This is a genomic window from Mobilitalea sibirica (assembly GCF_015999265.1).
Lineage (GTDB): Bacteria > Bacillota > Clostridia > Lachnospirales > Lachnospiraceae > Mobilitalea > Mobilitalea sibirica.
On sequence record NZ_JAEAGR010000011.1, the window covers coordinates 126,963 to 138,014 of the forward strand.

The following is an 11,052-nucleotide window of genomic DNA, read 5'->3' on the forward strand; positions in this document are numbered from 1 at the left end:
CGGTATGATGATGTAGAAATCAGTTGAATTTTATATGAAATTTACTGCTTCATTCTATAATAAATTATTTGTTTCTTGTCCTGTTTCATACTTGACGAGAGGTAGGAACCGTCCTATACTGTTAGAGAAATAGAATTCAAGATTTTAACAATAAAGGAGAGAATAGAATGGCTAAAGTTATTACGATGGGAGAAATTATGCTTCGTCTTTCCACTCCCGGTTTTCAGAAAATAATTCAGTCAGACAGCTTTGATGTAAATTATGGCGGAGGAGAGGCAAATGTTGCAGTATCACTAGCTAATTACGGACATAATACTTATTTTGTAACAAAAGTGCCGAAAAACCCGATTGGTGACAGTGCTGTTGCGGCATTACGTAAATATAATGTGAATTGTGATTTTGTGGCTAGAGGCGGCGAGAGACTTGGTATTTACTTTTTAGAAACCGGTGCTTCTATGAGAGCTTCTAGTGTTGTTTATGACCGTGCACATGCAGCGATTGCTGAGGCTGATCCTTCAGACTTTGACTTTGATGCTATCTTTGACGGCGCTGACTGGTTCCATTTCACAGGAATTACTCCTGCCATCAGTGATAAAGCAGCTGTACTTACCGAAGAAGCGCTTAAGGCTGCAAAACAAAAGAATATAACTGTATCCGTTGATTTGAATTTCCGTAAAAAATTATGGTCCTCTGAAAAAGCACAGAGAGTAATGACGAATCTGATGCAATATGTGGATGTATGTATCGGTAATGAAGAAGATGCTGAGAAAGTGCTGGGCTTTAAACCGGGTAAAACTGATGTTACCAGCGGTGATTTAGAGCTTTCAGGCTATCAAGATATCTTTGAACAGATGGTTAAGAAGTTTAACTTTAAATATGTCGTAAGCTCTTTAAGAGAAAGTTATTCTGCTTCCGATAACGGATGGTCAGCCTGCATCTATGACGGAAAAGAATTCTATCACTCCAGAAAGTATAATATCCGTATCGTTGATCGTGTAGGTGGAGGAGATGCCTTTGCCAGTGGTTTAATCTGTGGTCTCTTAGATGGGAAAAATATGAAGGATTCACTGGAATTTGCTGTGGCTGCTTCTGCCTTGAAGCACACCATACCCGGAGATTTCAATCTGGTATCAAGAGCGGATGTTAATACATTAGTAGGCGGAGATGCTTCCGGTAGAGTACAAAGATAATCAATTAATTATTCGTTGTTTAATTAAAATATATAAAATATTAGGGATAATCTACTATTAGGGATGGATTATTCCTATTTTATGTGGTAGAATTTTAATTATATTAACAATATATCCACATATCTATTATATATATTTGGTTTTATATTGTTAATTTAATAAAGACTAATCTTTTTTTAACAAAGGAGAATAATTATGGGGCATACGACAAAAAAATCAAATGTAGGAATAAGGAAAAAAGTAATATTAAAACTATTTACCAGTATCCGTGTGAAACTTACGTTATTTTTTCTGATACCTGTAATATTTATCATTATTTTAGGTATTTCTGCCTACACCAGCTCAAAGAATGCTATTGTAACAAATTATACAGAAGCAACCATAACTTCTATTAAGAAAACCGGTGAATACTATGGAATAATTCTACAAAACGCAGAGGATAAAGCTCTTCAATTAGCCAATGATAGTCTTATCAAACAATATTATACTGGTAAATATTCAGATGATATATTGGAAGAAAGTAATATATACAGATCCATCCGAAGTAACGTTACTACGATGGCAACTTCTGACAAATATATAGAAAACATAAATATTTTCACTAATTACGGACAAGCCATTAACACTTTCGGATCATTTGACATTACAATAAATCCTTATGAGGATTTTAAATCAACAGAGGAAGCGGGGTTGATTGATAATAAGTCAAGAATCAATCTGTGGACCGGTTATCATAAATATGTTGATGAGAAACTTGAATTAGATAATAGTAAATATGCCATAAGTCTTTCAAGACAATTTTTAAATAATTCATCAAAACCGATTGGTTACATTATAACCGACATATCCATGAATGTTATTACAGATGCGATGAAAACGTTGGAGCTTCCCGAGAACAGTTTTTTCGCATTCATCTCACCGGACGGTAGAGAAATTACTCTAGAGGGTGATAGTGAGCAGCCTATTTTTTTTGATAAATCTTATTACAAAGAAGCGTTTTTGGCGGAAGAAGAAAGTGGTCATGGTTATTATGATTTTAGCGGAAAAGAACATTTATTTATATATTCGAAAGTAGGTTCCACCGGTGCAATGGTAGGTGCACTAATTCCTTCTTCCTTTTTGACACAACAAGCGGATATGATTAAAAATTTAACAATATTACTGGTACTAGTTGCATCAGTTGTAGCAGTTTTAACCGGCATTTATGTTGCTTCCGGTATTGGTAGAATCATTCATAAGATAATGAAAACCATGAATGCTGCCTCCAAGGGTGATCTTACCGTTTCTTTAAAGACAGGAAGAAAGGATGAGTTTGGTGTCTTGTCAAACAGCATTAATGATATGATCAGTAATATGAAAAATCTGATTATGAAAGCTTCTTCTGTAAGCCAAACTGTCATTGGATCAACAAAGAATGTTACCCAGAGTTCTGAATTATTACTTGTAGCTTCCAAAGATATCTCGGCAGCAATCTCGGAAATTCAACAGGGAATTACGCAACAGGCCGAAGATACGGAACAATGTCTAACACTTACAGATGAACTAGCTTATCAAATTAACGGCGTTCATGAAAATGGTAATGCCATTGCAAAAATTGCAACAAACACCAAAACAGTTGTAAAAGACGGTATTAGTGAAATTGATCGCCTAAATCATGCGGCAAATGCAAATATACAGATAACCAATGAAACTATAAAGAATATAGAAGAACTTCAAAAAGAATCGAAAGCAATTACAGATATTATTGCTGTAATCAATGATATTGCAGAGCAAACGAACCTATTATCTCTCAATGCTTCCATTGAAGCTGCCAGAGCAGGTGAAGCTGGAAGAGGTTTTTCAGTTGTAGCAGATGAAATTCGCAAGTTATCCTTAAAATCTGTGAATTCTGCTGCCGAAATTGAAAAGATAATTAATAAAATCACTGCTAAGACACAAAGTACTGTAAAAACTGTAATGAAGGCAGAAACCATATCGAAAAAAACAGAAGACAGGTTGACGAATGTTACAAAATTATTCGAAAATATTAATGTCCATGTGGATGATCTAATTTCTCAGCTGGATATGATAGCAGAAGGTATTAATGATATTAACAAATCAAAGACGGATACCTTGCGAGCTATTGAAAGCATCTCCGCTGTAGCAGAGGAAACATCAGCATCTTCCGAAGAAGTAGATGCAACCGCTCAACAACAGCTTGAAGCTGTAACAAGATTAAACGAAGCTGCGAAAGCCCTTGATAAAGATGCATCTGATTTAGAGGCATCAATCCGGCTATTCACAATAGATTAATCGAAATTATTATCTATTTCTAAGTAATATTTTCGTATTACCCGAATTAATTTTAATAAGGCATGATACTCTTATCTAAAATCTTATGGGATGTTACAAAGATGAAGAGTATTGTGTCTTATGTCTTATTCATGAGAAATTTAAACGGATTGTTAGTTTATCTTGTATTCAAATGTAATCAAGTACTTAATTAGAACATCGTAGAAGATGGACTTCTATAGATATTATAGAAATTGGACTTGATTATTTTCTTTGAAACTATTATTATATAAAATGTCTGATAAAAGCTATTTATAAAATGGAGGATATACGACATGAAAAAAATCAAAAAATCAAATGCAATTAAACATAAAGAACCTATGGCTATGAAAACAAAAGCTTTATGGTATTCCTTAGGAGGAATTGCATTATTAGTTATCGTGATTTTAATTATAATCGAAAGTGCAAGTGGTAAAATTGTTGTGAAAAATGATACCAATCTTAATTTAGAATATGTAAAAGCTTATTTTGTTGGTGTGGAAGGACCTATTAGTGATGAAATCATTAATCTAGAACTGAATTCCGGGGATGATTTCTCAGAAAAGTTAGCAGAAGAGTATAAACTTTTAGGTATGGAAGCTAATCTAGAAATACGTTTTAAATTTGAGAATCAGGATGAACTATTCGTAGATGCGGGTTATTTCAATGATACTTTTGATGGAAAAATAAATATTGACTTTACGCAGGATGATGATGACTCAATAAAACTAAAAGTTAAGGCAAAAAATGGTCTGTTACCATCTCTATTAATTCAATGTAATGAAGTTCATAAGATAAATTTAGAAGAGGGTATAGTAGAAGAATAAAAAGTAAAATGATTTGCACTTTGGTAATCATAAGGGTTCATCCATAATGGATATTACCCTATCATTACAAGGTGCAAATTCTTTATAAATTATAAATGGAGGTAAGAGATGATAAAGTTATATGACAAAGGTGTTTATCTATTGAATGGCGCCGAAATAATTGAAGATCATGTTAATGTTTTAAGTGAACTAAAATCAAAAACAGGAACCCAAAATATTAGCAAAGAGGATGCCAAGGAAGGAACCATGGCATATGAAATATTACATAACCATAATACGTCAAGTAGTAAAGATAAATTAAAAATCAAGTTTGATAAATTGACTTCCCATGATATTACCTTTGTCGGAATTGTTCAGACAGCTAGAGCCAGCGGGCTTGAAAAATTCCCGGTTCCCTATGTACTTACCAATTGTCACAACAGCTTATGTGCCGTTGGAGGTACCATCAATGAAGATGATCACATGTTTGGTCTTTCCTGTGCGAAAAAATATGGAGGTGTGTATGTTCCACCTCATCAGGCAGTAATCCATCAGTATGCCCGCGAAATGCTGGCTGCCGGCGGTAGTATGATACTTGGCTCCGACAGCCATACCCGTTACGGAGCTTTGGGTACCATGGCTATGGGAGAAGGCGGTCCTGAAATTGTAAAACAGTTGCTTAGCAGAACCTATGACATCAATATGCCTGAGGTGGTTGCTGTATATCTGACCGGAACACCAAGAAAGGGTGTTGGTCCTCAGGACGTGGCATTAGCTATCATTGGAGCGGTATTCGCCAATGGATATGTGAATAATAAGGTAATGGAATTTGTTGGAGACGGTATCAAAAATCTAAGTGTTGATTTTAGAATCGGTATTGATGTTATGACTACAGAAACCACCTGTTTATCATCTATCTGGGAGACAGACACACAGGTTAAAGATTTCTATGAAATTCATAACAGACCTAAGGATTATAAGGAGTTAAAACCTAAGGCAGTTGCTTATTATGATGGCATGGTATATGTGGATTTATCACAAATTAAACCAATGATTGCAATGCCGTTCCACCCGAGTAATGTATATAGCATTGATGATTTAAATGCAAATCTGTATGATATTCTGGATGAAGTAGAGAAAAAGGCTCTGGTTAGTCTGGATAATAATAAGGTGAAATACTCTCTGAAAGATAAAGTAAGAAACGGTAGGTTGTATGTGGATCAGGGAACAATTGCTGGGTGTGCCGGCGGCGGTTTTGAAAATATCTGCGATGCTGCTGATATCTTAAATGGCAAATACATCGGTGCAGATGAATTCTCCCTAAGTGTATATCCTGCCAGCCAACCGGTATTTATGGAACTGGTGAAGAACGGTTCTATCGCCAAATTAATGGAAACCGGTGCAACTATTCGAACTGCTTTCTGCGGTCCTTGCTTTGGTGCTGGGGATGTTCCGGCCAATAATGGCTTTAGTATCCGCCATACCACCAGAAACTTCCCGAACAGAGAAGGTTCTAAGATTACCAATGGCCAGATTGCCTCTGTAGCCTTAATGGATGCCAGATCCATTGCTGCAACAGCGGCTAATAAGGGTTATTTAACCTCCGCAGAGGATGTGGATGTTAACTTTACAAAACCGAAATACTTCTTCGATAGTAAAATATATGATAACCGTGTTTATAACGGAGTAGGAAAAGCAGATCCATCCGTTGAAATCAAATTCGGTCCCGGTATCGTTGACTGGCCGGCGATGACTGCCTTATCGGAAGATCTAATTCTTAAGGTGGTTTCCGAAATTCATGATCCGGTTACGACCACCGATGAGCTAATCCCATCCGGTGAAACCTCTTCTTACAGATCCAATCCTTTAGGATTGGCGGAATTTACACTATCCAGAAAGGATCCTGCCTATGTGGGCCGTGCCAAAGAGGTACAGAAAGCAGAAAAAGCAAGAATAGCAGGAGAAGATATTATTGCTGCTAACGGTGAGTTAAAAGAAGTATATGATCAGATAGCAACGAAATTTAAGATTGATGAGAAAGTAACTCAGATCGGCAGTACCATCTATGCAGTAAAACCCGGTGATGGTTCCGCCAGGGAACAAGCTGCTAGCTGTCAGAAGGTTCTGGGTGGTTTCGCTAATATTGCTAAGGAATATGCAACGAAGCGTTATCGTTCCAATCTGATTAACTGGGGTATGCTACCATTCCTTTACGATGGTGAACTTCCCTTTGCTAACGGAGATTATATCTTTGTGAAGGACATTAAAAAAGCCGTAGCAGATAAAGTGTCCGAAATCAAAGCTTATGTAGTGAATAAAGGAATGAAAGAATTCACCTTAAGGCTTGGTGAACTGACTGATGATGAGAGAGAGATTATTCTTAAGGGCTGCTTAATTAATTACTATAGAGGATAATATAAATTTTATATTATATTCTAATGATAAGAGCATATTGCACACCCAACTGATTTAGTTAGGATGCAATATGCTTTTTATGTAAAGAAATAGTGTTATCCTATATGTTAAATAGGATTAACAAGGATAATTTTTCATAATATGAGTTGTTACCATAAGGTAAATATTGTATAATCTAATATAACATTTTATTTTCATAATAGATTGACGGATTTTAGTACAATTAAAGTTATTAGTTGTTCAGATATTTAGTGATATCATTTATTTAATTAAGTAAAGAATGAAAGGTTGATAAAACCATGAAAAGAATGATGACTGTTTTAATTATAATGGTAATGCTTGCGTCAACCACTTCCTGCAACAAAGAAGAAAAGACAATTAGTGCCATAGGAAGTCCAAATTATCCAAAGAGTGTATCTTTTGATGACTTTGATGAAAATAAAAAAATCAGAAATGATAATCCGGTAGATGACGCTTTTTTATTGTCTCTTAAGGATTTTTCTTATCGCACTGCGTATCAGATTTTAAGTCAGTCAAAAGGAAACGTTAATTATTCACCCTTAAGCCTTTATTATGCCCTGGCTCTTGCAGGAACCGGTGCTGAGGGTAAGACAAAGGATGAATTATTACAGTTGCTTGGAACACAATCTTCGGAGTTATCGAAACAGTGTGGTAATTTATACCGACTGTTATATAAAGATAATGAAATATCAAAATTAAAAATAGCTAATTCTCTATGGCTTCATAATGAGGTACGTTTTAAGGAAGCATATATTGACAATGCGGTAGATAATTTCTATTCCAGTTTATTTAATTTGAATCTTTCAGATCCGCTTTCCAAAGACTTAATGACTAAATGGATAACAGAGAATACCAATGGATTAATTTCTCCGGATATCAAGATAAATCCGGAACAGATAATGTCAATCATAAATACCATTTATTATTATGATGAATGGGTGGATCGGTTTGATAAGAAAAAAACAGCTCCCGATCAATTTTACCCGGATGCTTCCTCAAAGGTTACCTGTGATTTTATGAACAGGACCTTTGCCTCCCATTCCTTTTTAGATGGGGATGGCTTTACCCGGTCTTATCTTAACCTTAAAAACAAAGGGAACATGGTGTTTATATTACCGGATGAGGGCATTGATATAGAAGAATTATTAAGTCGTTATCAACTTTCTGATTTGTTTGAAGAAGAGAATAGCCATCATGGTAAAGTGATTTATCAAATACCTAAGTTCTCCTTAGACAGCCGGTTAGAGTTACCGGATATGCTAAAAGACTTGGGAGTTCAAACCGTATTTCAAAAGGATGCAGATTTCTCGAATATTACCGATGGTCTTGCTTATATCAGCAGTATAACGCAACAGACTCATCTTTCAATTGATGAAAATGGTGTAGAGGCGGCTGCCTTTACTGAGCTGGATTATGCAGGAGCCTCGATGCCGAATGGTACAGCTCAGATGATACTAAACCGCCCGTTTATCTATGGAATAAAAAATAACGGAGTCTTACTTTTTATCGGGATATGTAATAATCCCTCTAACACAGAACCTGTCAGTATCGATGGAAAGACTTCTGAAAATGAAGAAAAACCGGATAAAACTACGCCAAAGGTTAGTATTGGAAGTCCCTCTGATATTAATAGTGATAACAATGATAAAAATAATAACTATGATAAAAATGATAGTAATGATGAAACAGGTATAGAAGATAATAATGAAGTGGATGAAACTATTGAGCCTACGAGTGAAAACCTGGTTGAGTATGATGAAGCGAATTTTAAGCTTGAGGATCTTTAAAGGATTAAAAAATTTTTTCATTGATGTAGATTTGCAATATGAAATCAGTGGTACACAAGAAAATCCTGTTTTTTATAGAATTAATAGTGAATATGATCTTAATATGGATAATCAACCGGACAAAATAGAATTTTTTCTAAACGGGACTTTAAACAAGCGTAATAAATCACCTTATATAAAAGTGAACGGTATAAAGTTAGATATTTATATGGATTACACCTATAACGGAGAAGTCGGAATTCTTGATCTTGATGAAAAGGATGGTTTTATAGAACTGGCTTATTTGGATGAAGGACCCAGTGGTGATCCTCATTATGTTTTTTATCGTTATAACGGAACAAGCTTGTATGAACTGGGAGAAATTGATGCTTATTCCTTAATGGACGGACAGGGACACCTGATATCAGGCTTTCACCTATCTGATGTTCAACCGGTATTTTATTCTGCTTGGTATGAAATTATGGATAATAGATTTGTGAAAAAGAATCATGATCTTTCAGAGTATATAGGTAAGAGCTATGAATTTAATGGTGGCGAAGCTTACTTTATTCCCAAAGATAATTTAAATGATCCTCTAGAACTTCGATGGGAATGGGAAGCAATTAAGAATTTTGAGCCAACCACACTTAAGCTGTTAGATATTCATATTCCTTATGATCGGACTTTAAATTTTTATCTGGTAGAATTTCCGAACGGTGAGAGAGGACTCCTTTATTTCTGGATAGGAGATTAGGCGATAATTTAAACTTTTGAAACAGTCTCCTATTTGAATATTTCTTATATAAACAAAGTTATATTTAGTCATTCGCCAGCCTGATGTTCTTCCACTTACCTTTTTTCCAGCGGATTAAGAAGATGACCGCACGGATGTCCTCATCCAATGCCATACCGATCCATACACCCACAAGTCCAAGGTTACAGACAACTCCCAGGAAAAACCCGAAGCCCACGGCAACCGCCCACATGGATACGATTCCTACCATCATGGGGAATTTAATATCACCGGTAGCCTGCAGAGAACGAACCAGTGTAATATTTGAGTTTTTACCTATCTGAAGAAATATCTCAACCAGAAGTATTGATTTACCCAGTTCTAACACTTTGGGATCAGTAGAAAACAAGCCATATAAGGTATCACTGAAGATAAACATGGTTGTGGATATAACAATAGCAACCAGTACACTATTTCTTAAGGTTCTCATTACCCGTCTGTCAACCTTATCCACTTCACCGGCGCCCATATAATTACCGATAACAACTTGTGAGGCCTGACCGACAGCATTAGCATATAGGAAAGAAAACCATGCTAAGGTTTTGGTAAGTACCATTGTATTTACAACATAGGGACCAACGGCTCTACTCAAGGTATTGGCAATTTTAAGTATCGATGTCATAGCCATGGAATAGCTAAGAGATTCACCGCCGGAGGGGAGTCCAATTCCAAGAAGTTTATGAAGCTCCACCTTAGGAAAGGGCTTTAAGGAACGAAAGGAAATTCGGGTCTCGAATTTTTTAGCAAACATATATAAGAACAAGATTACTCCGACAAGTCGGCTTAAATTGGTTGCCATAGCGGCACCAAAAACTCCCATCGCCGGTATAGGCCCAAACCCATGAATGAATAATGCATTACCAAGTACATTCACAATATTCAGTGCCACGGTAATTTTCATCGTATCCTTCATCATTCGATTAGATCTAAATATCGCAGAGAAGGTTGCTATTATGCCCTGAAGGAAGATAAAGCCGCCGACTGTTTTGATATATACTAAGGAATCCTTTCGGATTTCGCCCGGTATGTTCATAAAATCAAATATCTGATTAGAGAATAATAGGATGATAAGTACAATAACTGCGCTGAAGATAAGATTAACAAATACAGATAAGGTATATATTATTGATATTTTATGTTTGTTATTTGAACCGATGTATTGGGCTACCAGGATTGTTGTTGACATACTAACAATAGCAAACATAATTAACAAAAGATTAATAATCTGATTTGCATTCCCAATGGCACCAACAGCATTCTCTGAATATCTGGTTACCATATACTGGTCTACATTTCCTACCAACATTGTAAGAATTAATTCTATAAATATCGGCCATACCAGTTTTACCATCGAAGCTGGTTTATTGGGATCATGATTCATTTTTCTGTTTATAAGTCTATTAGTTTTAATTTTTATTGTCATTATGTACTCCTGTATCAAAATTAGTGTTATAATTAGTCATATATACTCTTAAATGTTGTTTTACACAATGGTTTATATTATATTACATTTGTAATATATTTCAATAGCATATTATAGAAATAAACTTTTTCGATTGTAAATGTATAATAATCATTGAAATAATATTAATTAATTTTTATCTCTGGTTGCAATAATGAGATAGATAGTGTCAACATTTTTGTGTAAATAGATTTATGAGTACTTCAGGTTAAACATCTCCTGAAGATCATCATAAGCCATAGCAAAACCCCTGAGCTTTTTGGTAGACCAATTATTATTGTATTGAACA

The 11,052-nt window shown here is 35.4% G+C and carries 7 protein-coding genes; 6 read left to right on the forward strand and 1 reads right to left on the reverse strand.

What is annotated here, in order from left to right; all coding sequences use genetic code 11:
- Positions 1-167: 167 nt before the first annotated feature.
- The 6 genes from I5677_RS11365 to I5677_RS11390 all read left to right on the forward strand — a co-directional run bounded on the left by I5677_RS11365 (position 168) and on the right by I5677_RS11390 (position 9,262).
- Positions 168-1,190 carry a sugar kinase gene (locus I5677_RS11365; RefSeq protein WP_197661705.1) on the forward strand — a complete coding sequence of 341 codons (1,023 nt, stop codon included), beginning with the start codon at positions 168-170 and terminating at the stop codon, positions 1,188-1,190.
- Between the two features lie 195 nt (positions 1,191-1,385).
- Positions 1,386-3,482, forward strand: coding sequence for a methyl-accepting chemotaxis protein (locus tag I5677_RS11370; RefSeq protein WP_197661706.1), 2,097 nt, complete (start codon positions 1,386-1,388; stop codon positions 3,480-3,482).
- A gap of 314 nt (positions 3,483-3,796) precedes the next feature.
- Positions 3,797-4,327: a hypothetical protein gene (locus tag I5677_RS11375; RefSeq protein WP_197661707.1), complete on the forward strand. Its 531-nt coding sequence runs from the start codon at positions 3,797-3,799 to the stop codon at positions 4,325-4,327.
- 108 nt (positions 4,328-4,435) lie between these two features.
- Positions 4,436-6,721: a hydratase gene (locus I5677_RS11380; protein ID WP_197661708.1), complete on the forward strand. Its 2,286-nt coding sequence runs from the start codon at positions 4,436-4,438 to the stop codon at positions 6,719-6,721.
- 299 nt (positions 6,722-7,020) lie between these two features.
- The gene (locus I5677_RS11385) at positions 7,021-8,529 is read left to right on the forward strand and encodes a serpin family protein (protein ID WP_197661709.1); all 1,509 of its coding nucleotides are present in this window, start codon (positions 7,021-7,023) and stop codon (positions 8,527-8,529) included.
- The gene (locus tag I5677_RS11390) at positions 8,495-9,262 is read left to right on the forward strand and encodes a hypothetical protein (RefSeq protein WP_197661710.1); all 768 of its coding nucleotides are present in this window, start codon (positions 8,495-8,497) and stop codon (positions 9,260-9,262) included. Before I5677_RS11385 ends, I5677_RS11390 begins: the two co-directional genes overlap by 35 nt.
- Before the next feature lie 64 nt (positions 9,263-9,326).
- Here I5677_RS11390 and I5677_RS11395 read toward each other — a convergent pair whose 3' ends face one another.
- Positions 9,327-10,724, reverse strand: a complete 1,398-nt coding sequence (locus tag I5677_RS11395; RefSeq protein ID WP_197661711.1) for an MATE family efflux transporter — start codon at positions 10,722-10,724, stop codon at positions 9,327-9,329.
- Positions 10,725-11,052 lie beyond the last annotated feature (328 nt).